Below are 26831 nucleotides of genomic sequence, written 5' to 3' on the forward strand. Positions count from 1 at the left end.
GCTCAGCGGCCCTCCGCTGCCGCGCGCAGCAGGTCACGGGCGATGATGAGCTGCTGCACTTCGGTGGCCCCCTCGTAGATGCGCAGCGAGCGGATCTCGCGGTAGAGCTGCTCCACCGGGTTGCCGGTGGTCACGCCCAGCCCGCCGAGGAGCTGCACGGCGTCGTCGATCACGTGCTGTGCGCCCTCGGTGGCGACCATCTTCGCCATCGCGGCTTCGCGGGTGACGGTCTCGCCGCGGTCACGCAGCCAGGCGGCGCGATAGGTGAGGAGGGCGGCGCTGTCGATGGTGGTGGCCATCTGGGCCAGCTTCGCCTGGGTGAGCTGCAGGTCGGCCAGCACGCCGCCGAACATCCTGCGCTGCCGGCTGTGCGCCAGCGCCACGTCCAGCGCGCGGCGCGCGAAGCCGAGCGCGGCCGCGGCCACCGAGGTGCGGAAGATGTCCAGCGTGCGCATCGCCACCTTGAATCCCTCACCCGTCGCGCCCAGTCGCGCGCTGAGCGGGATGCGGCAGCCAGTGAACTGCAGCGTGGCCAGCGGGTGCGGTGCGATCACGTCGATGCGCCCGGCGATGGTGAGGCCGGGCGTGCCCGCATCGACGATGAACGCCGAGATGCCGCGCGAGCCCGCCGCCTCGCCGGTGCGTGCGAAGACCACGTAGAAGTCGGCGATGCCGCCGTTGCTGATCCAGGTCTTGGTGCCGTCGAGGACCACGGTGTCGCCCTCGACCTGCGCGGCGCAGGCCATGGCAGCCACGTCGCTGCCGGCATCGGGCTCGGAGAGCGCGAAGGCGGCAATCAGCTCACCGCTGGCCACCCGCGGCAGGTAGTGTGCGCGCTGCGCCGGCGTGCCGTGCACGCTGATCGCGCCGCTGCCCAGTCCCTGCATGGCGAAGGCGAAGTCGGCCAGGCCGTCGTGGCGCGCGAGGGTCTCGCGGATCAGGCAGATGGCGCGGGTGTCGATGTGGTCGGCGGCGCCGCCGTGCGACGTGCCGGCGACGGCGTGCGCCAGCCAGCCGCCGAAGCCCAGGTTGCGCACGTGGGTGCGGCAGGCGGCATCCACGTCAGCGTGTGACGCGTGTGACGCGTGTGCGAGGTGCGCAGTGCACCACGCCTCGAGCCCGGCGGCCAGCGTCCGGTGGTGTGGCTCGAGGAATGGCCAGTCCAGGTGGCGCGTGTCACTCATGGGCGGGGCTCCGGCGTGCACATCGTCAGTTGCCCTCGAACACGGGGCGCTGCTTCGCCACGAACGCGGTGTACGCCCGCCCGAAGTCGGCCGTCGTCATGCACAGCGCCTGCGCCTGCGCCTCGGCCTCGATGGCATCGTCCAGCCCCATCGACCACTCCTGGTGGAGCATCGCCTTGGTGACGCCGTTGGCGAAGGTCGGGCCATGCGCGATGTCGCGTGCGAGCTGCATGGCGGTGTCGTGCAGCGCGTCAGGCTCGGCGAGGCGGTTGAAGAAGCCCCACTGCAGCGCCTCGTCGCCGGGCATCGATCGGCCGGTGAACAGGAGCTCGCTGGCGCGGCCCTGCCCGATGATGCGCGGCAGCATCGCACATGCGCCCATGTCACAGCCGGCCAGGCCGACGCGGTTGAACAGGAAGGCCGTCCTGCTGCGCGACGTGCCGATGCGCAGGTCCGACGCCATGGCGAGGATCGCGCCCGCGCCAGCGCAGGTGCCATCCACTGCGGCCACGATCGGTTGCGGGCAGGCCCGCATCGCCTTCACCAGCGCGCCGGTCATGCGCGTGAACCGCAGCAGCTCCGGCGCTGTGCGTCCGATGAGCGGGCCGATGATCTCGTGCACGTCGCCGCCCGAGCAGAAATGGCCGCCGGCGCCCTGCAGCAGCACCGCCGTCACGTCGGGCGCGTGCCGCAGGGCCTCGAACAGGTCGCGCAGCTCGGCGTACGACTCGAAGGTGAGCGGGTTCCGGCGTTCGGGGCGATTGAGCGTGATCACGCCGACGCGGTCGCGCACCTCCCACAGGACGTGCGTGGCCTGGTAGCGGGCCAGCGGGCGTGACGTGCCGGCGGCGAGGCCGGCGTCGAGCGGGGGCAGCTTCGGCGTGCTCATGTCGTGGCTCCGGTGCGTCGCGGGCGGCGCGGCCTGGCGGCGGGACGGGAAACGGCGGGGGTGGTGGCGGTGGCGAGCTGCAGGCGCAGCCGGCCGAGCAGGTCGTACAGGTCGCGCATGTCGGAGGCACCCATGCCGGCGAACAGCGTGACGATCCAGGCCTCGTGGGTGGCGGCGAGCTTCTCGAACAGGCGTCGCCCCTTGCGGGTGAGGGTGACGCGCAGCGAGCGACGGTCATCCGGCTCGGTGGTGCGCTCGACGAGCCCTTCCTTCTCCAGCTGATCGGCGAGGCCCGTGACGTTGCCGCCGGTGACCATCAGGTAGCGCGACAGGACGCTCATGCGCAGGCCCTCCGGGTGGCGATGCAGTTGCGCCATGAGGTCGAAGCGGGCGAGCGTGATGCCGGCCTCCTGGCGCAGGCGACGCGCGACGAGCGTCTCGACCTGCGTGCTGCACGCGAGCAGGCGCAGCCAGACCTTCAGCGACTGGTGGTCATCCGGGACCACGCGCCCCTCCAGGCCGATCGACTCGTGGCCGAGGCTCGGTGCGTGCGTGACGCGGCGGGAGGTGGTCACATGACCTCCCCGCCGGCGATGGAGATGCACTGGCCCGTGACCGAGCGCGCTGCCGCGGAGCAGAGCCACTGCACCGCCGCGGCCACCTCCGCCGGCTGCACGAGGCGACCCTGCGGATTCGTCTTCGTGAGCTCGGCACGCGCCGACTCCACGCTGCGGCCGGTCTGCGCCACGATGGTCGCCAGGCTGGCGTGCAGCATCTCGGTCTCGGTGAAGCCGGGGCAGACGGCGTTCACCGTCACGCCGGTATTCGCCAGTTCGAGCGCCAGTGAGCGCGTGAGGCCAACCACGCCATGCTTGGCCGCGCTGTAGGCACTCACGTACGCGTAGCCGCGCTGGCCGGCGGTGCTGGCGATGTTCACGATCCGTCCGTCGGGTGATCGGACCAGGTCGGGCAGCGCTGTTTGCGTGCAGTGAAAGGTGCCCGTGAGGTTCACGGCCAGCATCCGGTCCCACAACTCCTGGGTGGTGCGCCTGAACGGTGCGCTTTCGGCCTGGCCGGCGTTGTTCACGAGGATCGTCACCGGCCCGCGCTCGGCCCGCGCAGCATCGAACGCGCGGCGCACGGCCTCGGCGTCGCTCACGTCGGCGGTGACGATGGTGGTGCGGGCGTCGAGCGAGTCGGCCAGCGCCATCAACGGCTCCCGGCGCCGGCCCAGCAGTGTGAGCGAGGCGCCGTCGGCGGCGAGCACGCGTGCGATGGCGGCACCGATGCCGTGGCCGGCACCCGTGATCACGGCATGCCGGCCGGCCAGCGGCAAGGTGCCGCGTGCGGCGTCGGTCATGCGGGCTCCCGGGTCACTGCGGGTGCGGTGAGTGCCGCCAGTGCGGCCTTCTCCCGCGCGAAGAGTGACTCCATCTGTGGCTTGCCACTGCGGTACTGCTTCGGCCACGCGATGGGTGTGTAGCCGATCTTCGCCGCCTCGGTGAGCGTCCACGCCGGGTTGGCGAGGTGCGGACGTGCCACGGCGCACAGGTCAGCGCGGCCGGCGGCGATGATGCTGTTCACGTGATCGGCCTCGCTGATCGCACCGACGGCGATGGTGGCGATGCCACCCTCGTTGCGGATGCGGTCGCTGAACGGCGTCTGGAACATGCGGCCGTACACCGGGCGCTCGCGCTTGCTGACCTGTCCTGACGAGCAGTCGATCATGTCGGCGCCGGCGGCCCTGAAGGCCCGTGCGATCGCGATCGCATCATCGGGCGTGATGCCACCCGGCACCCAGTCGTGGGCCGAGATGCGCACCGACATCGGGAGCTCGGCCGGCCACGCGGCGCGCACGGCGGCGAAGACCTCGAGCGGGAAGCGCAGCCGGTTCTCCAGCGCCCCGCCGTACTCGTCGGAGCGGGAGTTGGTGAGCGGCGAGATGAACGACGAGAGCAGGTATCCGTGCGCGCAGTGCAGCTCCAGCCAGTCCACCCCCGCCTCGGCCGCCCACTGCGCGGCCCGTGCGAACTGCGCGGTCACGGCGTCCATGTCGGCGCGCGTCATCGCGCGCGACACCTGGCTGATGCCCTCGAGGTACTGCTGCGGCGATGCCGAGATGAGCGGCCAGTTGCCGTCGGCCAGTGGCTGGTCGATGCCGTCCCACATCACGCGGGTGGATCCCTTGGCGCCCGCGTGGCCGAGCTGGATGCCGAACTTCGCGTCGGTGCTGGTGTGGATCCAGTTCGCGATGCGCGCCCATGCGTCGCGCTGGCCCGTGTTCCAGAGCCCGGGGCAGCCCGGCGTGATGCGTGCATCGGGGCTGACGCAGGTCATCTCCGCCATCACCAGTGCGGCGCCGCCCATGGCGCGTGCGCCGAGGTGCACCAGGTGGTAGTCACCGGGCACGCCGTCCGTGGCTGAGTACTGCGCCATCGGCGAGACGACCACGCGGTTCTTCAGTGTGACGCTGCGGACCGTGTACGGCGTGAACATCGGCGGCGGCGGCGTGGCGCCCTCGGCGATGTGGAGGCCGGCGCGGGTGGCGAACCAGCGCTCGAACCCTTCGAGCCAGGCCGTGTCGCGAAGGCGCAGGTTCTCGTGCGAGATGCGCTGCGAGCGGGTGAGCAGCGAGTACATGAACTGCTCGGGTGGCAGCGTGTCGGCGTAGCGTTCGCCGACGAACTCGAACCACTCCATTGCGTTCCAGGCGGCGTTCTGCAGGCGCAGCACGTCCACGGCTCGCATGCGCTGGTACTCCGCGAGCACGGCGGGGATGTGCGCACGGGTGGCGCCGATGCGCGTGAACTGGCGTGCCAGCTCGATGGCATCCTCGATGGCGAGCTTGGTGCCCGAGCCGATGGCGAAGTGCGCCGTATGCACCGCGTCGCCCATCAGCACCACGTGGCTGCGCCCGTTGAAGTGGTGCCAGTGTTCGCACGTCACGCGCTGGAAGTTGAGCCATGCCGACCCGCGCAGGTGGCGGGCGTTGGTCATCAGGCGATGGCCGTCCAGGGTGCGGGCGAAGAGCTGTTCGCAGAAGGCGACGGAGGCGTCGCTGTCGGCGGTGTCGAGGCCGTGGGCCTTCCACACGTGCTCGGGCGTCTCGACGATGAAGGTGCTGGTCTGGTCGTCGAACTTGTAGATGTGGGCCTGGAACCAGCCGTGTTCGGTCTTCTCGAAGGTGAAGTTGAAGGCGTCCCAGCGTTTCGTGGTGCCGAGCCAGATGTAGCGGTTGGGGCGGGTGACGATGTCGGGGCGGAAGATGTCCGCGTACTTCGTGCGGATCTTCGAGTTGATGCCATCGGCGGCGACGACCAGGTCGGCGTCCGGGAAGTCGGTGTCGGAGTCGACTTCGGCCTCGAACTGCAGGGTGACACCCAGTTCCTGGCAGCGGTCCTGGAGGATGTTGAGGAGCTTGCGGCGCCCGATGCCGACGAAGCCGTGGCCGCCGGAGCGGATGGTGCGGCCCTTGAAGTCGAGCTCGATGTCGTCCCAGTGGGTGAACGCGGACTCGATGGTGGCGGCGGTCTGCGGGTCGCAGCGGCGCATGTTCTCGAGGGTGGCGTCGGAGAACACGACGCCCCAGCCGAAGGTGTCGTACGGCTTGTTGCGTTCGACGACGGTGATGTCGTGGGTGGGGTCGGCCTGCTTCATGAGCAGGGCGAAGTAGAGTCCGGCGGGACCGCCGCCCACGCACACGATCTTCATTCAGGCTCCGGGGGGAGTGGCGAGGGGAGAGTGGGGGGAGATGCTTTAGATGTCAAGGGAATTGAGCGGATATCGAGGGATCCCGAAGGGGTCTGAGTCAGGTTCCCCGATCCCGAAGGGGTCTGAGTCAAGTTCCCCAAAGGGGTCTGAGTCAGTGGGGGACGGCGGACTCAGAGTCACCGCGCCTGCAGGGGGCGGAGAACACGAACCGCGAGCGACTTTGCCCCATCGTGCACGGTTTCCATCACGCGGGCGCACGGTGCCGTTCAAGCGGACGGTGACCTCGACGAGCGGCGGCCAGGACGCAAGCCGTGGCGCAGTCCCCTCTCGACCTCCGCCGCCCCGGACGTACGATAGGAGCGTCGAGCTCCCTCTCCCCACCCCGGCGAGCGCCACCATGCCCCCCACCGACCCCATCGCCCGCCGCCGCTTCCTGGCCTTCCTCGCCGCGAGCCCGCTCTTCGTCGCCGACGCCCGGGACCGGCTCGCCCGCGCCGCCGGCGGCGCGGCACCCGGCAGCAACGCCATGGGCTTCGCGACCCGCCTGCTCGACGAGACGGCGGTGGCCGACGTGGTGCCCCTCATCCGCTCCGCCGCCGAGGCCCTCGACGTCTTCGACTTCGAGCCGGTCGCGAAATCGCGCATCCCCATCGCGCATTGGGGCTACATGGCCGGCGGCGTGGACGACGACGCCACCATCCAGGCCAACCGCGACGGTTTCGCGAAGTGGGCGCTGCGCCCGAGGCGCCTGGTGGATTCCAGCCACGTGGACGCATCGGTCTCGCTCCTCGGTGCCGCCTTCCCCTCGCCCATCGTCATCAACCCGGTGGGCTACCAGCGCGGCTTCCACCCCGAGGGCGAGCTGGCCGTGGCGCGCGCGGCGAAGGCGACGAACCACCTGCAGGTGCTTTCCACCGTCAGTACCACCTCCATCGCCGACGTGGTCGCCGCCCGCGGCGCGCCAGTCTGGTACCAGCTCTACAACAACTTCGGCGACTGGGCCCGCACGAAGCAGATGCTGCAGCGCGCCGAGCGGGAGGGCGCGTCGGCGGTGGTGTTCACGGTGGACCTGCTCGCCGGCAGCAATCGCGAAACGATGATCCGGTCCGCACGACGGGACCCGCGGAACTGCCTCACCTGCCACAAGGGCGGGCCACCGGTGCCGGGGCTCAATGGCCAGGTCGCGGCCTCCGGCCAGCCGCGCGTGCCGATGCTCAACGGTTATCCCGCAGTGCCACGCGAGCCGGAAGTCGGCACGCCGACCTGGGACTGGGTGAAGCGGCTGCAGGACACCACATCACTCCCGGTGTTGCTCAAGGGCATCGTCACGAAGGAAGACGCGGAGCTGGCGGTCGCGCAGGGCATCCGCGGCCTGTTCTGCTCCAACCATGGCGGTCGCGCGGAGAACTCGCATCGCGCCACCGTCGCCTCGCTGCCCGAGGTGCTGGAGGGCACGCAGGGGAAGATCCCGGTCATCCTCGACGGCGGCATACGCCGCGGCACCGATGCCTTCACCGCGCTCGCACTCGGTGCGACGGCGGTGGGCATCGGCCGGCCCTACATCTGGGGGCTGGGCGCGTTCGGGCAGGAAGGCGTTGAAATGGTGCTGACGCTCCTGCGCAAGGAGACGGAGCTGGTGATGGCGCAGTGCGGCGCGCCGACGATCGCGAAGATCACGCGGGCGCACGTGGTGGAGCGGTAGCATTCCTGCAGGGCACATCGCGACGCGTCCCACCGCCGACCCACGCGCATGTATCGACTCTCCCGTCCTGCCTCCGCGCTCGATCCCTTCATCGAGCACTACTGGCACGTGCACGCCACGCCGCACGAGCCGTTCACCCTGTCGGTGGACGTGTTCGTGGACCTCCGCGCGGACGTGATCTTCAACCACGGCGTGGCCTACACGCGCGCAGTCGCCGGCGCGCCGGCCCGTGCGCGCACGCGTTCCAACCTCGACGCGCAACGCCTGACCCCGATCCGCATCGTGCAGCGTGGTGCCGTGCGCGTCTGCGGCGTCCGGTTCCGCGTGGCGGGCCTGATGCCGTTCTGCAACCGGTCCGTCGACGCGTTCACCGATCGTGTCGTCGGCATCGCGGAAGCCTTCGGCGAGGATGGCGTCCGACTGGACAAGGCACTGCGTGATGCGGCCGGCGATGCGCCTGAACAGGCGGCACTGCTCGACGCGTTCCTGCTCGCGCGGATGCGGGTGCGACCCGAGCATGCCCCGATGCGACGGCTGCTCGACCTGATCGACGGCACACATGGCGGCGTCCGCATCGAGGCGCTGGGACGACGCGTCGGCATGTCACAGCGCAGCGTCGAACGGCTCTTCCGACGCTGCCTTGGCGTCGGTCCGAAGACGTACGCACAGGTGGTGCGATTCCAGCGCTGTCTCACCCGGCTCATGCACGAGCCTGCCGTGACACTGTCACAGGTCGCCACCGAGGCCGGCTATCACGACCAGTCGCACCTCGTGCGTGCCTACAAGCGCTTCGCGGGCGTTGCCCCGGTGCGGCACGCTGGATACTTCCCACCCGGGGCGCCACGGGACTTCAGTCCCAACCTTGTCGAATTTGTACAAGCCTGACCGGTGACGCGGGCGCAGCTTGGCTGCCGAGATGCCCGCCAGCACCGAACGTCACCGAGTCACAGGAGCCAGCCCGATGACACACGCCGTCGGCACGAAGGCCAAACCGCGAGTGCTCAAGACGCCGCCCGGCACCGCCGAGTACACGATGCACCTGGACACCGTCGGTGACCGTGCGCTCCTGATCTGCACCGTGGGCAAGACGGTGCTGCACTACGATCCCCGCTGCCTCGACGACCTGCACGCCATGCTGAAGGCCCACGGAGACTGGATGGAACTCGGAGCGGCCGACGAGCAGAAGCCGGCGAAGGAGGGAACCGTCGAGGCGTGGGGACGCTCGCCGGACAACCCGGTCGGCGGCTGGTACGGCCTGAAGAAGGGCCTGCGCGGGCGCTTCGGCATGTACATCCCGCCGCTGATGGAAGCGCTCGGCCTCGCCGAGCTCACGCACGAGGCCAGGGGCAACCGGATGCGGGCGCGCTGACGGGCGCGGCGCCGGTCAGCGGGGCGCGGGTCAGCGCGGCGCGACGAGCGTCGCCAGGGCGTCGCGTCGGATCGTCGCCACCACGCTGACCTGCGTCCCGACCATGTCGGCCACATCGTACCGCATCGCCGTGCCAAGCACCGACGCCACTTCGGCGGCATTCAGCCGGTAGTCGCTCATCAGCCAGCGCGTCAGGTCCGAGGTCGCCAGCTTCAGCGCCTCCTGCAGGTCACCGGCAATCCCGATCGCCATCAACTGGTCCGGCGACTCCGCGCGCGGTCCACCGATCGACGTCCCGCGCACCAGCGCCACGCTGAACGAGACGTCCATCGACGTCTCGAGCGCGTCGCCGGTGAGTTCTCCGTCACCCTGCGCCGCATGGCCGTCACCGATGAACACCAGCGCGCCCGGCACGTTGGCGGTGAGGTAGACGGTCGTGCCTTCGCGCAGCGCGTTGTAGTCCATGTTGCCGCCGAACACGCCGCTGTCCTGCGTGCGGATGGCCTGCCCACGCGCCGGCGCCACGGCGAGGCAGCCGACCTGCGGGCGGAGCGGCACCTCGTAGTTCGCGAGCGCCGGGGTGGGTGACGACAGTCGCGCCACGCCGCGCGTGCGGTCGAGGGTCCAGCGGCCGCTGAACTGCTCCACCCGCGACAGGCTGCGGGCCAGGTCGGTGGTGATCGCCGCATCCACGATGCCGGTGCCGGCGTTCGCGAAATCGCGGTTGAGCCGCACGCGGTGCAAGTGGATCGCGATCACGTCACCCGGCATCGCACCCTCGACGAAGAACGGTCCCGTCTGCGGGTTGCCACCAGCCCAGCGCTGGACGCCGTTCCAGTCCACGCCGCCGGCGTCGATCGTGCGGGTGTGCACGGTGTCACCGGGGAAGATGTGCAGCGCCGGTGCGGCTGCCGGCGAGAAGGTGCGATGGAACACGGTGGGTTCGAACGTCACGGCGCGCGGTGGGCCCGCGCGTTTCGCCTCGGGGATCGCCACCCAGCGGGCGGTGTCAGCGAAGCTGGTGCTGCCGCGTGACCGTCCGAGTGCGAGGCCGGTGAGTCGGCCGTTGCGCACCTGCGCCCGAAAACGTGCGCGGATGGTGGTGGAGTCCCAGAACTGCACCAGGTCGATCGAGTCGCGGCGCATGACGCCGCGCAGCGCGTTCGTCGCCCGCGGTCCCATGTCACCGTGCACGCTGTCGCCAGCCACCCGGAGCGTCCACGAGGTCCACATGGTGTCGCCGAGCGACACGATGCCGACGAGGTACTGGCCGCTGGCGATGGAAGCGGTGGGGCGGGGCTGGGCGCCGAGCGGCGCGGTCAGCGCCAGGCCTGCCGCGAGCAGGGTGCCTGCCGTGGCGCGGGAGTGGGTCCGCGAGTGTGGCATCGGGACGGGTTGCGTGGGGAGGCGAGAACGGGCGTGATGCCCACTACGACCCGGGCATTGCCCGGTTTCGGAGGCGGATGGACCGCCGCGCGCATTGACAGTGCCACGGCGCGACGACCACACTGCCCCGTCGCGACGCTCCTGGCCCGCCGGTGCCGTCTCGGCCCGACCCCTTCGTCCTGCCCACCCCGGAGCCGCGCGTGCCCACCTCCAACGATCGACGCACCTTCCTGAAGGCCAGCGCCGCACTCGCATCGCTGAGCCTGATCCCGGACCGCGTCGCCGATGCCGCCCGCGAGCCCGCGGCGGACCGGGCGGTCAACATGTCGCATGACGGCCTGGTGCTGCCCCCGCTCGACTATGCGGCGCTCCTCCAGCGAATCACGTCCGGCGGGACGACGACCGAGGACTACTACTCGCAGGGGGGGGTCGTCACCGAGCTGGAAACCGCATGCGCGCGGCTCCTCGGCAAGGAGGCCGCGGTGTTCATGCCGACCGGCACGCTCGCGAACCAAATCGCGATCCGCGCGCTGGCTGGAGCCGACCGGCGCGTCATCGTCCAGCACGAAAGCCACCTCTTCAACGACACCGGTGACTGTGCGCAGACGCTCAGCCAGCTCACGCTGATGCCGCTGGCGCGCGGACGTGCGACCTTCACGCGCGAGGAGGTCGAGGAGGTGATCGGCCGCACGGCCTCGGGACGCGTGGCAACCCGGGTGGGCGCGATCTCCATCGAGACCCCGGTGCGCCGCAGGGCCGGGGAGCAGTTCACCACCGCGACCCTGCGCGAGGTCACGGCGTATGCGCGGCAGGAGGGCATCCGCCTGCACCTCGATGGTGCGCGCATGCTGCTCGCCTCGGCCTACTCCGGCATCGCACCGTCCGAGTACGCGGCCATGTTCGACACCGTCTACATCTCGCTCTGGAAGGGGTTGAATGCCGCATCCGGCGCGATCCTCGCCGGCCCGAAGTCGCTGCTCGACGGCATGTTCCACGTGCGGCGCATGTTCGGTGGCGGGCTGCCGCAGGCGTGGCCGTTCGCGGCCGTCGCGCTGCACTACCTGCCCGGCTTCGTGGACCGCTTCCGGACTGCGGTGGCGGTCTCCGAGGTCTTCATCAGCGAACTGCACTCGCGGGGGGGCGTCACGGCCCAGCGCATTCCCGGCGGCACCAACATCTTCCGCATCCCGGCCGCCGGCGTCGACACCCTGCGGATGCGCGCGACGCTCGCCGCACGCGGCATCGACATCGCGGCACCGGTCGCGGGCGCCGCGACCGTCACCCTGCAGGTGAACGAATCGTGGACGCGGCGCACCGGGGCGGAGCTGGCGACGGAGTTCCTCCGGGCGATGGCGAAGGTGTAGGCGCGACGCGGGGTGCCCGGCGGGCGACACCACGGCGCCGAGGCCTGCCGTCGTCGCCCGGGATCGCGCGCCCTAGGCCCGCGCGAACTCCACCATCGCCGCCGACACCTGCGGCCCGTGTGTCGCCGTCATCCCGTGCGGCGCATCGTGCAGGAGGACGACCTTGCTCCCCGGGATCGCCGCCGCCGTCAGCTTGCCCGACGCCTCGAACGGCACGATCCGGTCGGCCGAACCGTGCAGCACCAGCACGGGGATCGTGATCTTCGCCAGGTCGGCCCGGAAGTCGGTGGTGCCGAAGGCGCGGATGCATTCGTGCGTCCCGATGGGGGACGCGGCGTATGCGATCCACTTCGCGAACTCGATCGCGTCGGTGGGGAAGTCGGCCATCCCGGGTTCGTGGTTGAAGAACGCGGGGAAGAAGTTCGCCAGGAACGCCACACGGTCGGCGCGCACACCGGCCATCATCCCCTCGAACACCGACAGGTCGGACCCGCTGGGATTGTCGGGAGTCCTGAGCAGGAACGGCGGCACGGCGCTGATGAACATGGCCTTCGCGATCCGGTCGCTGCCGTAGGTGCCAAGGTAGCGCGCCACCTCGCCGCCACCCATCGAGAAGCCGGCCAGGATCACGTCCTTCAGGTCCAGCGTGCGGATCACGTCATGCAGGTCGTTGGCGAAGGTGTCGTAGTCGTAGCCCGTGGCCGGGCGGTCGGATTCGCCGAACCCGCGGCGGTCGTAGGCGATCACCCGGAAGCCGGCGGCGACGAGGGCGATGACCTGGCCTTCCCACATGCGCTGGCTGAGCGGCCATCCATGGATCAGGATCACCGGCTGGCCCGCGCCGTGATCCTCGAAATAGAGCTGCACCGGGGGCGTCGAGTGCGTGGTGATGTGTGGCATTGCTGACCTCGTTGAGGATGTGCGGAGCGCAGTGCAACCGACACCCGAAGGATAGGAGTCGCGCCGCGCGGAGCGCACACGGCCGCGGTGGCATTTCGCCGTGGTTCGGTCACGATCCCCTCGCGGCTGCGGTGCGCCACCGCCACAGGTTGGTGCCGCGCCAGCACCCGACCGGACACGCCGCAGGCGCCCTGTCCGGTTTTTCCCCATCTAACCCTCTCCCGGCCCGGAGGCTATCGTCTGGATCCGGGTCCCCGTCGGGCCCGTCCCTTCCGACTCCCGCAGGGAGCCCGCATGCGGCAGTCCTGGCTCCGCACGATCCTGTCGAGCGTCTTCATCCTCTTCATGCTGGCCTCGGCACACCTGCTGATGGTCGTCGTGAACGCGGCTGAAGTGCGCGCGGAATCGCCGCATGCCACGGAAGGCCTGGTGGCGCGGATGTACAACGACCGCCCGCTGGCGGAGGAGCTCGAGGGCGCCATCCGGAAGGAGAAGCGCGCCGACAATCGCGCCGTGCTGGCGGCGGCGCTGACCGAGGTGCACGCCGGCCGCCCCGTCGCACTGCGCACCCTCCCCGTCACGCCGTTCCTGGTGCAGGCCACGCTCGGCCTCACGCTGCTCGGCCTGGTGCTGATGTGGGTCACGTCGCGCCTGACGGGTGACGCGGCGCAGACCATCGTCGGCATCTTCGCCGGCAACCTGCTCTGGACCGGCGGCGTGGAGTACGGCCTGACCATCGCGGCGCGCACCTTCGGCATTGCGAAGGCGGTGACGGTCGTCAACGGCGACCTGACCGCCGTCTATGGCGAGTACACGCTCCTCAAGTACACGTGGGGCGTGATGGCGCTGGTGCTGGGGTACCTGCTCTTCCTGGAGTCGTCGCGCTGCCCGCTGTTCCTGGGCTGGCGCACGCACGTGCCGACGATGCGGGGCGCGATCGCGACCGGGCGCATCGACAACTACGGTCCGCGGAGCGCGTTCCAGTATGCGACCACGGTCTGGGGCTTCTACCTGCTGCTGCTCTGGGCGTACGACGAGACGCTGTTCGGGGTGCATGGCATCTTCACCAACTCGGTGATGGTGCTCTCGCTCGCGGGTGGCGTGTACTGCACCTGGCGACTGCACCAGCAGCGCGGGTGGGGGCCGGCGATCCGCTACGCCGTGGGTGCGATGATCGTGGTATGGACGCCGATCGAGATCGCCGGCAAGTGGGGGGTGTTCCGCCAGCCGTGGATCCTGCTGCAGCCGACCAGCCTGGTGGTGTTCTTCGGCGGGCTGGCGCTGGGCACATGGCTGCTGTGGCGTGCGCAGTGGAAGGCCATACCGCGGGGCGCCGCCACCTCCGCTGCCGGTGTGGGGACCGCGGACGCGGGGGACCTGGACCTGGTGCGCGTGGGCGGACCCTGAGCGCCGCCGTGCCGGTGGGCGTGACACGTCGCGATGCCGGCGTCGCGCAGGACCGGCCGGTCGCCGCAAAAGCCGACACCGGGTCAGGGGATGCCGCACAACGCCGGCGGTGACGCGGGCGATCATTCAGGATGAACACTTTCACGAGTGCAGTGCAATGAGCAGCAGCAACGGCAAGCGCCCGTCGACCCGTCGCGTCGCGACCGGTCGCCCCCCCCGCACGCCCACGCGGCGCGTGGCCACCGGCGACGTGGACACGGCCACCAGCGCGCCGGTGATCGCGACCCGCGCGGCCAGCCAGCGGACCGAGGCGGCGGTGGCGTCCAAGGCGACCGCGCTGGCGGACATCATCGAGCGCGGGGCGGCGGGGGACATGCCGGCGCTGATCGACTCGCTCGACGCGATCATGAAGGGCGCCTCGCCCGACGACGTGATCGCGCTGCGCGACGCGATCCTGGCGCAGGGCCGGCGCGCGGACCGCACCCGCTCGCAGGATGCGGACGCAGAGCTCTCCGACGAGTGGCGCAGCGGCGGCTACCCGTACCGGAACCTGATGTCCCGCAAGAACTACGAGCGGCAGAAGTACGGGTTGCAGGTGGAGCTGCTGAAGCTGCAGTCATGGGTGCGCGCCACGGGGCAGAAGGTGATCATCCTCTTCGAGGGGCGTGACGCGGCGGGGAAGGGTGGCGCGATCAAGCGCTTCATGGAGCACCTCAACCCGCGTGGTGCCCGGGTGGTGGCCCTCGAGAAGCCGAGCGAGGTGGAACGGGGCCAGTGGTACTTCCAGCGCTACGTGCAGCACCTGCCCACGGCGGGCGAGATCGTGATGATGGACCGGTCGTGGTACAACCGGGCCGGCGTGGAGCGGGTGATGGGGTTCTGCCAGCCGGACGAGTACACGGAGTTCATGCGCCAGTGCCCGGAGTTCGAGCGCAACCTGGTGCGCAGTGGCGTGCACCTGATCAAGTTCTGGTTCTCGGTGAGCCGTGCCGAGCAGCGGCGGCGCTTCAAGGAGCGCAAGACGCATCCGCTGAAGCAGTGGAAGCTCTCGCCAGTGGACCTGGCCTCGCTGGACAAGTGGAGCGAGTACACGAAGGCGAAGGAGGCGATGTTCTTCTACACCGACACCGCCGACTCGCCATGGACGGTGATCAAGTCCGATTGCAAGAAGCGCGCACGCCTGAACGCGATGCGGTACGTGCTGCACAAGCTGCCGTACTCGAACAAGGCGCTCGAGGCGATCGGGCCGCTGGACCCGCTGCTGGTGGGCCGGGCGAGCGTGGTGTACGAGCGGGGCGAGCACCACGGGATGGTGCCGCTGCTCTGACTGCGGGGGCGCGGCCGGCGCGTGTGGCAGCGCCGGCCGCAGCCACGGCCCGTGCGGTCAGCGCGGTGTGGCCGGGATGGGCCGCCGCCTGAGTGCGGCGATCTCGGCCACCATCCCCTCCACCTGCGCCGTCACGAGGATGCGCCCCTTCGCGCGGGTGGCGAGGGTGGCGTTGCCCCAGGTGCCGGTGCGCGACCAGAGGCGTCCCTCGCGCACGGCGGTGGCGGAGTCGCGGGTGAACGGGCCGCGACCCTGGTGGAAGTCGTTCGGCGCGAGGCGCATCCGCACCACCTCGGGGTGCATGTAGAGCATCATCGACGTCTCGAGCTCGTCGGCATGTGATCCGCCCTCCTGCCGGCGCACGCGCTCCTCGGCCTCCTTGCCGACGTTCAGGATGTCGGTGAACTCCATGATGATGCCGCTCGCGGCCAGCGAGTCGCGCGCCGGCCCGAGCGCACGCAGCGTCGAGACGCCGGTGTTCAGGATGTAGAAACGCCGCGGGCCGTGGCCCGCGATGGTGCGCACGATGTCCACGATCATGTCGCGCGCCGTCTCCATCCGCACCGAGGTGGAGCCGGGATACTCGACGAAGGCCGGGTAGAAGCTGTAGTTCACGGTGGGATAGACCACGACCCGTGTCCGCGCCGCCACCGCCTTCGCGTAGTATTCGGCCAGCAGCCAGTCGTTGTTGAGCGGCAGGTGCGGGCCGTGCTCTTTCGCCTGCGCACCAAGCGGGATCATCACGATGGTGGCCGTGTCGAGCAGCGCGACGGCCTCGGTCCAGGGGCGTGTGGAGACGAAGACGCTGCCGCGTGCCGTGGCCTGTGCGTGCACGGCGGTCGCGGAGAGCACAGCGGTCAGCAGGCCGACGGTGTGATGCCGGAATCGCATTGGTGGGTCCGTGGTGGAATTCGCATCGAAGGTAGTGCGCGGGGCGAGGAGGCGGGAGCGCTCGGGTGCTCGGGTGCTCGGGTGCTCGGGTGCTCGGAGGTGCCCACGTCCCGTGGTGCGTGCCGGTGGGTCGTCGCGGTTGTGGCGGCATCGCGTGTTCCCACGGAGCCACGGAGCACACGGAGGGCACGGAGAACTGCACTGCTTCCTGTTGGAACTGCGCGCGCGCGACGGGTCGCTGGTTCAGGCGCGCAGTTCCCCCGGACGCCTTTCTCCGTGCCCTCCGTGCGCTCCGTGCCTCCGAGAGAACCAACGGTCTGCACTCGTGTGCACATGCCGCTGCATCAGCACACGCAGTCCCCGCCCGGGACAGTGCTCCGTGTCCTTGGTGATGAGACCCTGTCCGCCGCCGGCCGCCGTCACCGAACCCACTGCACTGGCCGTCACCCGGAAGGCGGTGTGTGCAACGGTCGCGTTCCCTGTCACGTCGGTGGTGGTCGTCAATCGCGTGATGCCGTCGATGCGCTACACCATCAACAACTGCGGCACCCGCAAGCTGAACACGATCGTGACGGTGTACGAAGTCTTCGGCCAGATGTCCGAGATCTGTCCTGCCCCGATGCCGGCCCCGGCACGGCTCACGATCTCGTCGGGACGCACGGTCACGTCGTCGGTCCGCACCAGCCGCGGCGCATGCGGGTTCGTCTCTCCGCTGCAGCAGACCATCGTGCCCAGCAGCACTGCCTGGCAGGCGCACCGCCTGATGGTCTCGGTGCGGAACGCGGCAGACAACACCCTCCTCAGCACGACCGCCAGCCCGTTCACCTGGCATGGACGCCGCACCCTGAGCTCCTCACCGGCGCGGCGTGCCCGCTGATGTGTCACACGGCGCCCGCGCGAGCCCTCCTGTCGCATGGGCGCCGTGTCTGTGTGGCCGTGGCCCTGCGCTGGGCGCGCGCACGACCAGCTCCGTCGCCAGATTGTTGCGCATGCCCGCCTCCTCACGCCTCGACGTCCGTCCGTGACGCGCACCGCACCATGGACGCCCAGCGCCGAGCAGATGGCGCTGTGGCCTGACATCTCCGGCAACGCCATCAACGGCGTGGGAGAGGGGCAGGTACGGCGTCCGACGCCGGTGTACTGGCACGCGCCCGAGTCCACGCCGCATGGCCGGCTGCAGCTCTGGTTCTACTCGCAGATGACACCGCTGGTGGCCGCGGCCCGGCAGGTGCGCATGCAGGCCGCCGAGTTGCCGGTGGCACCCGTCACCGGTGACCCTGAGGAGCACGGTGCCGCGGACTGGACGCGGATGGTGAAGCAGGCCGCGGTGGACGTCGGCGCCGATCTCGTCGGCATCACGCGGGTCCGGCCGGAGTGGGTGTACGAGGGCCACGAGGTCCCGCAGCAGTGGGCCATCATGCTCGGCCTGCAGCATGACTGGAACGCCCTGCGCACCGCACCGGAGGACACGGCAGCGGCCGAGGTGATCCTGCAGTATGCCCGCGGCATGAAGGTGGCGAAGGGGCTGGCCGGCTGCATCCGGTCGCGGGGGCACGAGGCCACGCCGCTCGGCGGACCGATGGCGTTCCCGATGCTGCTGGTGCCGGCGGCGATCGAGGCCGGTTTCGGTGAACTCGGCAAGCACGGCTCGGTGATCAACCGCCGCCTCGGCTCGAACTTCCGCCTCGCGTGCGTGCTCACCGACATCCCGCTGCTGGCGGAGGTTCCCGACACGTTCGGTGCTGACGACTTCTGCACCCTCTGCCAGTCCTGCGCCACCGCCTGCCCACCGGCGGCCATCACCACGGAGAAGAAGCTGGTGCGCGGCGTGGTGCGCTGGTCGGTGGACTTCGACCGATGCCTGCCGTTCTTCAACGAGCATCAGGGCTGCGCGGTCTGCCTGGCCGCGTGTCCCTGGAACCTGCCCGGCGTGGCCGACACGCTGGTCGTCAAGATGGCCAGGCGCCGACAACAGCAACAGCAACAGCAACAGCAACAGCAACAGCAACAGCAACAGCAACAGCAACAGCAACAGCAACAGCTTTGACGCAAGGGCGCGAAGGACGCGAAGGACGCGAAGAGGTCGGTGCCCGAGACGGCCTTCGCTCGAGTGAGAAGCAGAGGAATCGAAGGGAACTGCGGTTGCAGTTGCAGTTCCAGAAGCAATGACGAGGCCCCGATGCGCATGGAGCACTGCTCCGCGCATCGGGGCCTCGTTCATCATGGTCTTCTTTGCGTCCTTCGCGTCCCTTTGCGCCTTTGCGTCAACGCTGTTGCTGTTCGCGGTGCTTGCCTCACGAACGCAGCAGGGGTTCAGGACGCCCGGACGACCTCGCGCACGATGCCGGAGAGCCAGGTCGGACCGGCATCGCTGATGACGAGGTCGATCTCGCGGAGGTCGGCGACGGCGTAGGGGGCCACCATGTCGTGCTTGGTGGCGTCGGCGAGCACGGCGCAGGCAGCGGCGGACTCGATCATCGCGCGCTTCACGTGTGCGTCACCGGCGATGGAGGTCGTCAGGCCCGCGCGCTGGTGGAGGGCGCAGGCGCCGAGGAACGCGAAGTCGGCGCGGTGTGCACGGATCGTGGACTGGGCCTGGTCACCATAGAACTCGCGCGTCTCGTGCGACCAGGTGCCGCCCGCCAGCACCAGCTGCACGGTCGGGTCGTTCGCGAAGAGCGCCGCCACGTCGAACGCGGCCGTGATGATCGTCAGCGGACGTGGCGCGTCCGGCGAGGCGAGGATCTGCGCCAGAGCCAGCGTCGTGCTCCCGCCATCGATGAAGAGGGTCTGGTGCGCATGCACCCGCTCGGCAGCGGCCCGGGCGATCGCCCGCTTCGAGCTCGCACGGACATCCACACGCTGCGCCATCGGCAACGCCGACGTATATAGCGCCACCGCGCCGCCATGCGTCTTCTGCACGAGGCCGCGGGACGCGAGCAGCCGGAGGTCGCGCCGGATGGTGTCCTCGGAGAGGCCGTACTCAGCCGCCAGCGCCGACACCTCCACCCGGCCCTGCTCGCGGAGCGTGGCCGCGATGCGCGCCTGCCGCTCCTGCGCGAAGCGCGGGCTGTCATCACTCCCGGGCGAAGTCGGTGTCTTGGGATGCGCCATGCCACAACTTAGTCAATTCTGGGTCCGTATACTTGCACGAATGTGCAGCTTCGTGCAGCTTCGTGCACTCAGAGCGGGAGTGACGCTCGCCATGACCAACCCAGCCGTGAGGCGTTGATGCCCGCCGACCCGTCTCGCAGCGGAACGACACCCACCCCACGCGCCGCGCTCTCGCGCGCCCGCTGGGCCACCCGCGCGCAGTTCCTGAACCTCGGCGTCGCCGCCGGGTCGTGGGGGGTGCATGTGCCGTCGGTGAAGGCACACTACCGGCTGGATGAGAGCACGCTCGCCCTGGTGCTCCTCGCGACCAGCGTCGGGTCGCTGCTCACGCTGACGATCGCGGGCCGGATCGTCGGCCGGCTCGGCGCGCGCACCACCTCGCTGCTCGCCGGCTGGGGTTTCTGTGCCGCGCTCGCCCTCTCGCTGCTGGTGCCGGGCCTCTGGGTCCTGCTCCCGGTGATGCTCTGCTTCGGCGCCAGCGAGAGCATCTTCGACGTGTCGATCAACGCCGAGGGCACGACGCTCGAGACGCTCAGCGGCCGGTCGGTGATGAGCGGGTTCCACGGCATGTTCAGCCTCGGTGCGATGGCTGGCGCCGCGTCGTCTGCGCTCATGATCCGGGCGTCGGTGCCGGCGGCCTGGCAGCTCGGGCTGATGGGCGGCGCCATTGCCGTGAGCATCCTGGTGGCCTCGCGTGGCATGCTCGAGTCACATCCCGTGTCCGACGGACCGCAGTCGCACTTCACCTGGCCGCACGGGACGCTGCTGCTGATCGGCGCGCTGATCTGCTTCGGCATGCTGGCCGAGGGGGTCATGTACAACTGGAGCGTGCTGTACGTGAACCAGGAGCTGCACGCACCGCAGGAGCGGGCGGCGCTGGCGTACGTCGCGTTCGCGGGGGCCACCGCACTGATGCGCTTTGCCGGCGACGCCGTGCGCGACCGGGTGTCGGAGCGCACCATGCTGCTGTCCGGCCCGACCATCGCGGCGGTGGCCATGCTCGTGGTGCTGCTGGTGGCGCGCCCGTGGGTGGCGATGGTGGGGTTCGCGGTGGTGGGGATGGGGCTCGCGACGGTGGTGCCGATCCTCTACAACGCCGCCACGCGGGTGCCGGGGGTGAGTCGCGCGGCGGCGATCGCGTCGGTGTCGTCGATCGGGTACGTGGGCTTCATGATCGGGCCACCGATCATCGGCGGGATTGCGCACGCCACCACGCTCACGATCGCCATGGGCACGCTGACGGTGGCGTGTGCGGTGCTGGTGGCCGGTGCCCGCCGCGTGCCCGAGTCGAAGCCGGAGCCGGTGGCCACCCGCACGCACGGCACACTCGCACCGCACCACGCCGGCAACTGAGCGAGCGCCTGCCGCCCGTGCGGCATCCGTGACCATGGCGACGCTGGTGTCCGTGCGATCGGCGTCCGTGCGGCCGGTCCCCTCTGGCGCGGCATTCCGCGGGGCGCATGTTCCGCAGCAGGTCTCCACGCCAGGCCGTAGAGCCACTGTCTCCCACCGGACCGGTATCCGTGCGTCTTCCGACGTTGCGCAGCGCCCTCGCCCTCCTTGTCCTTGGCCTTCCCGCCGCGCCGTCCGCCGGCGCACAGCAGGCCGACATCACCTCCGGCATGCAGTGGCGCCACATCGGCCCGGTGCGTGGCGGCCGTGCCCGCGCCATCGCCGGCGTGCCCAGCCAGCCGAACGTGTTCTACGCCGGCTACGACAACGGTGGCGTATGGCGTTCCACCGACTACGGCTCCAACTGGGTGCCGCTCTTCGACCGGGAGTCCACCGGCTCGATCGGTGCGATCGCGGTGGCACCGTCGAACCCCGACATCATCTACGTCGGCACGGGGGCCGGGATCATCCGACCCGACCTGGCGGTGGGCGACGGGATGTACAAGTCCACCGATGGCGGCCGCACCTGGACCCACCTCGGGCTGCGCAACAGCCAGATGATCGCGATGATCGACGTGGACCCGTCCAACCCTGACCGCCTGTTCGTGGCCGTGCTCGGCCACCCCTACGGGCCGAACAGCGAGCGCGGGGTGTTCCGCTCCCTGGATGGCGGAAAGTCGTTCGAGCGGGTGCTCTTCCGCGATGACTACACCAGCGCGAACGACGTGCGCATCGATCCGCGGAACCCCAACGTGCTCTTCGCGACGCTCTGGCAGCAGCAGCAGAGCTTCATCGAGGGCCAGGGCTTTGCCGGTGAGGGGGGGATCTTCAAGTCGACCGACGGTGGCACCACCTGGCGCCAGCTCAAGGATGGGTTGCCGGCGCTGAACCAGGCCAACCTCGCCCAGTCGCTCAGCAACCCGAACGTCCTCTACGCCACCGTGGCCAGCCTCACCGCGCCGGCGAACGTGTCGTTCTACAAGTCGGCCGATGCGGGTGAGCACTGGGCGCTGGCCGTGGACATGCCCGGCATGCCGCCGCGCGCGGGACGCGTGACCGACAGCCGCCCGATGGGCCGCATCGGCGGCGGCGACCTGCCCACGCTCTACGTGGACCCGAAGCACGAGAACGTCGTCTACAGCGCCAGCACGGTGATGTGGCGCACGGAGGACGCCGGCTACTCGTGGAGTGCCGTGCGCGGTGCGCCGGGCGGTGACGACTACCAGAAGATCTGGATCAACCCGAACGACCCGAAGATCATCTTCGCGGTGGCGGACCAGGGCGCGGTGGTCTCGGCCAACCGCGGCGTGAGCTGGAGCAACTGGTACACGCAGCCCACGGCCGCGATGTACCACGTCACCACCGACAACGCCTTCCCGTACCGCGTCTGCAGCGGCCAGCAGGACTCAGGCTCGGCCTGCGTGGCCAGCCGCAGCGACGACGGCATGATCACGTTCCACGACTGGCACCCGGTGAACATCCAGGAGTACGGGATCGCGGCGCCCGACCCGCGCGACCCCGACATGGTCTTCGGCAGCATGCGGAGCGGCGTGTCGCTGTACAACCGGAAGACGGCGCAGACCACCTACGTCGGCCCCGACATGGAGGGCTTCGCGCGGAACGTGCGCACGATGCCGCTGCACTTCTCGCCGGTGAATCCCGACGTGCTGTTCTACGCATCCAATGCGGTGTGGAAGACCCTCGACCGCGGGAAGCACTGGAGCCGCATCAGCGGCGACCTGACGCGGCAGACCTGGGAGGTGCCGGCCACGGCGGGCCAGTATGCCAGCCAGGTGAAGGTGGCGCCGTCCGGCGCGCTCACCGCGCTGGCCCCCTCGCCGCGCGACGTGAACGTGCTCTGGAGCGGCAGCGACGACGGCTCGATGCACGTGACCACCAACGGCGGCGCCACGTGGAGCAACGTGACCCCGCCGACGGTGAAGCCGTGGACGCGCATCTACAACATGGAGGCGGGCCACTTCGACACGCAGACGGCCTACGCCGCGGCCAACACGCTCCGCATCGACGACCTGAACCCGCACTTCCTGCGCACGCACGACGGTGGGAAGACGTGGACGGAGATCACCACCGGGATCGCCGCCGGTGCGGCCGCGAACTCGATCCGCGAGGATCCGCGCCAGAAGGGGCTGCTCTACGCCGCCACCGACGCGCAGGTGTGGGTGAGCTACGACGACGGTGACCACTGGGAGTCGCTGCGCCTGAATATGCCGGCGATCTCGGTGCGCGACATCCAGGTGAAGGACGACAGCACCTGCCACTGCAGTGACCTGGTGGTGGGCACGCATGGCCGCGGCTTCTGGATCCTGGACAACATCACGACGCTGCGGCAGTCGGCGGCGGCGCGGGCGGCCTCCGCGGCGTACCTGTTCCGGCCGCCCACGGCGCTGCGGGTGCGCTTCGCCACCAACGATCCCACGCCGTGGCCGGCCGAGGTGCCGCATGGTGAGAACCCGCTGCCTGGCGGCATCATCGACTACCGCCTCGACCGCGATGCCACGGGTCCGGTGACGATGGAGATCCTCGACGCCACCGGCGCGGTGGTGCGGAAGTACACGAGTGACGAACCGGTGCTGACCCCGCACCCGGCCATCGACCTGCCGGCCTATGACCGCGTCTGCCAGCGCGTGCCGACCGCCACCTACTGCGGCCTGCCGCTGTACTGGCCGGCGCCGCCGATCCAGCTCTCGACGAAGGCGGGAATGCACCGCTTCGTGTGGGACCTGCACTACGACCCGATCCCGCCCGAGGACATCGCGGACAACGGCGACGAGGAGGCCACCGGCGCGGTGCCGGGCCGCACCTACGAGACGATCAACGCACCCTGGGCGCCGCCCGGCAGCTACACCGTGCGCCTGACGGTGAACGGCACCCGATACATGCAGCCGCTGACGCTGCGACTGGACCCGCGCGTGCGGACGCCCGCGCCCGCGATGGCGCAGGTGGCGACGCTGTCGCGTGAGATGTGGGCCGGCTCGCATGCGGCCTACGACGCCAACCGCACGGCCCGCGCGCTCTCGGCGGCGCTGGCGGCGGCGGGTGGTGCCGACGCGGCGGCGTTCCGGGCGCAGGTGGACTCCGTGGCACCGGAGGTGCCGCGCGGGCGCGCGCGCTTCCGGCGCCGCGGACCGGCGGCCGCCACGCCCACGCTCAGCGGCGCCAGCAACTCCATGATGGCCGCGGCGATGGCGATGCAGACGGCCGACGTGGCGCCCACGGCGGCGCAGGTGGCCGCGGTGACGAACGCACGGGCACAGGGTGCGGCAGCGATGGCGAAGTGGAACACGCTGCGCACCACCGGGCTCACGACGCTCAATGCCGCACGGCGGGCTGCGGGCCAGCCGCCAGTCACGGTCCCCGGCCTGCGATGATCGGACGGTCGGCCGTCGCCGCCCTGTTCCTCGCGGGCACGGCAGCCGAGGGGCAGGCGCCGTCGGGGTCTCTCGATCTGCGACTGGCGCCGGGGGTGTCACACGTCCTCGCCACGGAGCGTGCGGCACGCATCAGTGACGTGCGCTACGCCCTGGCGCTGGACGTGACACACGCCGACAGCGCACCGGGAACGGTGACGGTGCGCTTCCGGCAGGCCGGTGCACACGACGTGATCCTGGACTTCCGCGGCATCGCAGTGTCGCGGCTGCAGGCGAACGGCGCCGGGCTCCCGGTGAACGACTCCACCTGGAACCGTGCGCACATCCGCATCCCGGCCGCGGCGACGCGCGCCGGGGAGAACGAGGTGCAGGTGACGTTCACGTCACCGATCGCGGCGGCGGGCGCGAGCATCATCCGCTCGCATGATGCCAGCGACGGCAGGGATTACCTGTACACGCTGCTGGTGCCGTCGGATGCGAACCTGCTGTTCCCGTGCTTCGACCAGCCTGACCTGAAGGCACGTGTCACGCTCAGTGTCACTGCGCCGGCCGACTGGAAGGTGCTGGCGAACGGCGCCGGGCGCAGTGCGGTCCCTGCCGGCGCCGGTGTGCGGCACACCTTCGCCGAGACGCCGCCGCTCAGTACCTACCTGATCGCATTTGCGGCCGGGCCGTACACGACGGTCACGCGCCCGCGGCAGATCTTCGATGCGCCAGGCGCCGATTCGGTCACGATGTATGTCAGGGCCTCGCGTGCGAAGGAGGCCGAGTCGGATGCGCTGATCGACATGAACGCCGAGGCGCTGCGCTGGCTTGGCCGGTGGTTCGGGGTGGACTACGCCTTCCGGAAGTACCACTTCCTGCTCGCGCCCGCGTTCCCGTTCGGCGGCATGGAGCATCCCGGCGCGGTGTTCTACAACGAGGCCAGCTTCATCTATCGCGAGCGGCCCACCACCTCCCAGCTCCTCGGCCGGCAGGCGACGGTCTTCCACGAGGTCGCGCACCAGTGGTTCGGCGACTACGTCACCATGCAGTGGTTCGACGACCTGTGGTTGAAGGAGGGCTTCGCGACCTACATGGCGGCGAAGATGCAGGCGTCCATCGCGCCGGAATCGACGCCGTGGAAGACGTTCTACCTGCGCAACAAGCCGGTCGCCTATGGCACCGACGCCACCGCCGGCACCACGCCGGTGTGGCAGGCGCTGGACAACCTGGAGCAGGCCAAGAGCAACTACGGCCCGATCGTCTACAACAAGGCGCCGGGGGTGCTGCGGCAGCTCGACTACCTCGTGGGCGACGAGAGCTTCCAGAAGGGGGTTCGCGCCTTCCTCGCCGAGCACCGCTATGGCAACGCGACCTGGCGAGACCTGCTTGGCGCGGTCGGCACCGCCGCCGGCCGCGACCTGACGGCGTGGGGTGAACAGTGGATCCTGCGGCCGGGAATGCCGATCGTGGAGCAGGAACTCACGACGTCGCGTGGGCGCATCACGCGCCTCGTGCTCACGCAGCGTCCTGCACAGCCGACGCTGTCCGGCACCGGCGCGTGGCCGATGCGCATGTCGGTGTTGCTGTGGTATCCCGGCGCGGCCCCGGTGCACATTCCAGTGGAGCTGACCACGCTCCGCACGGAGATCGCTGCGGCGCGCGGCCGGAAGGCACCAGCGTTCGTGTTCGCCAACGCAGGGGACTACGGCTATGCGCTGGTGCTGCCGGACGCCGCGAGTGTGGCCTGGCTGGAGCGGCACATCGGCACCGTGAAGGACGACCTGCTGCGTGCGATGTTGTGGGGCGCCCTGTGGGACCTGGTGCGCGAGGCACGCCTCTCCCCCTCCCGCTTTGCCGCGGCCGCACTGCGCGCGCTGCCCGCGGAGCACGATGAACAGATCGCTCAGGCCCTCACCGGCCGCATCGCCACCGCCGTGAGCCGCTACAGCAGTGACGCCGCGCGCGACTCGCTCCTCCCGGTGCTCGAGCGCGTGCTGCTGGCCGGTGCCAGCGACACGACACTCACGTACGGGCAGCGGAAGTCACAGCTCGATGCGTACATCGGGTCAGCCACCACACCCGCGGCGCTGGCACGGCTGGACGGCTGGCTCTCCCGTGACAGCGCGGCCGGCCTGCCGCTGCGCCCGCCGACACGCTGGTCGATCGTGACGCACCTGCTGTCGAGCCGGTCGCCGGGCGCATCGGCGCGCCTGGCGGAAGAGGCGGTGCGCGATTCCTCCAGTGAGGGATTGCGGCAGGCGTTCGTGGCCGGCGCGGCCGTGCCGGATGCCGCCGTGAAGCGCGCCTACTATGCGCGCTGGTTCGCCGACAGCACGCTCAACGAGGAGTGGGTGACCAGCAGCCTGCGCGCGTTTCACGATCCGGACCATGCCGCGCTCACGCAGGCGTTCCTGGTGCCGTCGCTCGACACGCTGCCGTGGATCCAGCGCAACCGCCGCATCTTCTTCCTCGGCTCGTGGCTTGGCGCCGCGATCGGCGGGCAGCGATCCGCGGCCTCACTGCAGTCCGTGGACGACTGGCTCGCGGCGCACCCTGCCCTTGGCGCCGACCTGCGTCGCAAGGTGCTGCAGGCGCGTGACGAGCTGGAACGGACGGTCCGGATCCGCGGCGCGGTGAAACCGGCGAGTTGAGTCCGGGTGGCGTTGGTGCGTGTCGGTGGGTGTCGGTGGGTGTCGGTGGCATTCGGGTGATCCTCGTTCCCACGGAGCCACGGAGCGCACGGAGGTCACGGAGAAGGCTCCTGGGGAACCGCACGCGCGAAGCAGGCTACGGAGCGCGCTGATCTCCAGGAAAAGGGCAG

The 26831-nt window shown here is 70.3% G+C and carries 20 protein-coding genes; 11 read left to right on the top strand and 9 right to left on the bottom strand.

Translation table 11 applies throughout. The annotated features are described in order from the left end of the window. Positions 1–2: 2 nt before the first annotated feature. From IT355_05760 to IT355_05780, 5 genes are read right to left on the bottom strand one after another with little or no spacing between them, the layout of a single operon-like run. Positions 3–1184 carry an acyl-CoA dehydrogenase family protein gene (locus IT355_05760; protein MCC7052753.1) on the bottom strand — a complete coding sequence of 394 codons (1182 nt, stop codon included), beginning with the start codon at positions 1182–1184 and terminating at the stop codon, positions 3–5. Positions 1185–1209: 25 nt separating this feature from the next. Beyond that, the gene (locus IT355_05765) at positions 1210–2073 is read right to left on the bottom strand and encodes an enoyl-CoA hydratase family protein (GenBank protein ID MCC7052754.1); all 864 of its coding nucleotides are present in this window, start codon (positions 2071–2073) and stop codon (positions 1210–1212) included. Continuing rightward, on the bottom strand, positions 2070–2648 hold the full coding sequence (locus tag IT355_05770; protein ID MCC7052755.1) for a MarR family transcriptional regulator: 579 nt from the start codon (positions 2646–2648) through the stop codon (positions 2070–2072). The genes IT355_05765 and IT355_05770 overlap by 4 nt, the downstream gene beginning before the upstream one ends. Further along, on the bottom strand, positions 2645–3433 hold the full coding sequence (locus IT355_05775) for an SDR family oxidoreductase (protein ID MCC7052756.1): 789 nt from the start codon (positions 3431–3433) through the stop codon (positions 2645–2647). Before IT355_05775 ends, IT355_05770 begins: the two co-directional genes overlap by 4 nt. Next, positions 3430–5784: a bifunctional salicylyl-CoA 5-hydroxylase/oxidoreductase gene (locus IT355_05780; protein MCC7052757.1), complete on the bottom strand. Its 2355-nt coding sequence runs from the start codon at positions 5782–5784 to the stop codon at positions 3430–3432. The genes IT355_05775 and IT355_05780 overlap by 4 nt, the downstream gene beginning before the upstream one ends. 397 nt (positions 5785–6181) lie before the next feature. On the opposite strand from IT355_05780, the gene IT355_05785 reads away from it, so the two are divergent. From IT355_05785 to IT355_05795, 3 genes are all read left to right on the top strand, one after another. Beyond that, the gene (locus IT355_05785; protein MCC7052758.1) at positions 6182–7486 is read left to right on the top strand and encodes an alpha-hydroxy-acid oxidizing protein; all 1305 of its coding nucleotides are present in this window, start codon (positions 6182–6184) and stop codon (positions 7484–7486) included. 48 nt (positions 7487–7534) lie between these two features. Beyond that, entirely contained in the window at positions 7535–8371 is an 837-nt protein-coding gene (locus tag IT355_05790; GenBank protein ID MCC7052759.1) for an AraC family transcriptional regulator, read from the top strand. A 76-nt stretch (positions 8372–8447) separates the two neighbouring features. Further along, the gene (locus tag IT355_05795) at positions 8448–8855 is read left to right on the top strand and encodes a hypothetical protein (GenBank protein MCC7052760.1); all 408 of its coding nucleotides are present in this window, start codon (positions 8448–8450) and stop codon (positions 8853–8855) included. Positions 8856–8885: 30 nt separating this feature from the next. On the opposite strand, the gene IT355_05800 is transcribed toward IT355_05795, so the two are convergent. After that, a complete protein-coding gene (locus IT355_05800; GenBank protein MCC7052761.1) occupies positions 8886–10241 on the bottom strand; it encodes an acetamidase/formamidase family protein in 1356 nt (451 codons plus the stop codon). A 200-nt stretch (positions 10242–10441) separates the two neighbouring features. Between IT355_05800 and IT355_05805 the strand changes: the two genes are divergently transcribed. Beyond that, complete coding sequence (locus IT355_05805; GenBank protein ID MCC7052762.1) at positions 10442–11605, top strand: hypothetical protein; 1164 nt, start codon at positions 10442–10444, stop codon at positions 11603–11605. Positions 11606–11677: 72 nt separating this feature from the next. Here IT355_05805 and IT355_05810 read toward each other — a convergent pair whose 3' ends face one another. Further along, complete coding sequence (locus tag IT355_05810) at positions 11678–12505, bottom strand: alpha/beta hydrolase (protein MCC7052763.1); 828 nt, start codon at positions 12503–12505, stop codon at positions 11678–11680. Positions 12506–12799: 294 nt separating this feature from the next. On the opposite strand from IT355_05810, the gene IT355_05815 reads away from it, so the two are divergent. Together IT355_05815 and ppk2 are read left to right on the top strand one after the other, a co-directional pair. Further along, positions 12800–13912: a hypothetical protein gene (locus tag IT355_05815; GenBank protein ID MCC7052764.1), complete on the top strand. Its 1113-nt coding sequence runs from the start codon at positions 12800–12802 to the stop codon at positions 13910–13912. 157 nt (positions 13913–14069) lie between these two features. Continuing rightward, entirely contained in the window at positions 14070–15239 is a 1170-nt protein-coding gene (gene ppk2 / locus IT355_05820) for a polyphosphate kinase 2 (protein ID MCC7052765.1), read from the top strand. A 57-nt stretch (positions 15240–15296) separates the two neighbouring features. Here the strand turns inward: ppk2 and IT355_05825 are convergent, their stop codons facing one another. Further along, positions 15297–16130, bottom strand: a complete 834-nt coding sequence (locus tag IT355_05825; GenBank protein ID MCC7052766.1) for a creatininase family protein — start codon at positions 16128–16130, stop codon at positions 15297–15299. A gap of 388 nt (positions 16131–16518) precedes the next feature. Here IT355_05825 and IT355_05830 point away from each other — a divergent pair, with 388 nt between their 5' ends. Together IT355_05830 and IT355_05835 are read left to right on the top strand one after the other, a co-directional pair. Further along, positions 16519–17007 carry a hypothetical protein gene (locus IT355_05830; protein ID MCC7052767.1) on the top strand — a complete coding sequence of 163 codons (489 nt, stop codon included), beginning with the start codon at positions 16519–16521 and terminating at the stop codon, positions 17005–17007. Positions 17008–17151: 144 nt separating this feature from the next. Beyond that, positions 17152–18177 (top strand): 4Fe-4S dicluster domain-containing protein, encoded by a 1026-nt coding sequence (locus tag IT355_05835; protein MCC7052768.1) that lies wholly within the window; start codon positions 17152–17154, stop codon positions 18175–18177. A gap of 266 nt (positions 18178–18443) precedes the next feature. Here the strand turns inward: IT355_05835 and IT355_05840 are convergent, their stop codons facing one another. Continuing rightward, complete coding sequence (locus IT355_05840) at positions 18444–19244, bottom strand: DeoR/GlpR transcriptional regulator (GenBank protein MCC7052769.1); 801 nt, start codon at positions 19242–19244, stop codon at positions 18444–18446. A gap of 117 nt (positions 19245–19361) precedes the next feature. On the opposite strand from IT355_05840, the gene IT355_05845 reads away from it, so the two are divergent. The 3 genes from IT355_05845 to IT355_05855 all read left to right on the top strand — a co-directional run bounded on the left by IT355_05845 (position 19362) and on the right by IT355_05855 (position 26661). Beyond that, complete coding sequence (locus IT355_05845) at positions 19362–20597, top strand: MFS transporter (GenBank protein MCC7052770.1); 1236 nt, start codon at positions 19362–19364, stop codon at positions 20595–20597. A 170-nt stretch (positions 20598–20767) separates the two neighbouring features. Beyond that, positions 20768–24025, top strand: coding sequence for a hypothetical protein (locus tag IT355_05850; GenBank protein ID MCC7052771.1), 3258 nt, complete (start codon positions 20768–20770; stop codon positions 24023–24025). Further along, on the top strand, positions 24022–26661 hold the full coding sequence (locus IT355_05855; GenBank protein ID MCC7052772.1) for an ERAP1-like C-terminal domain-containing protein: 2640 nt from the start codon (positions 24022–24024) through the stop codon (positions 26659–26661). Before IT355_05850 ends, IT355_05855 begins: the two co-directional genes overlap by 4 nt. Positions 26662–26831 lie beyond the last annotated feature (170 nt).

Source organism: Gemmatimonadaceae bacterium, from assembly GCA_020851035.1.
In the GTDB taxonomy this organism is placed as follows: Bacteria; Gemmatimonadota; Gemmatimonadetes; order Gemmatimonadales; family Gemmatimonadaceae; genus JACMLX01.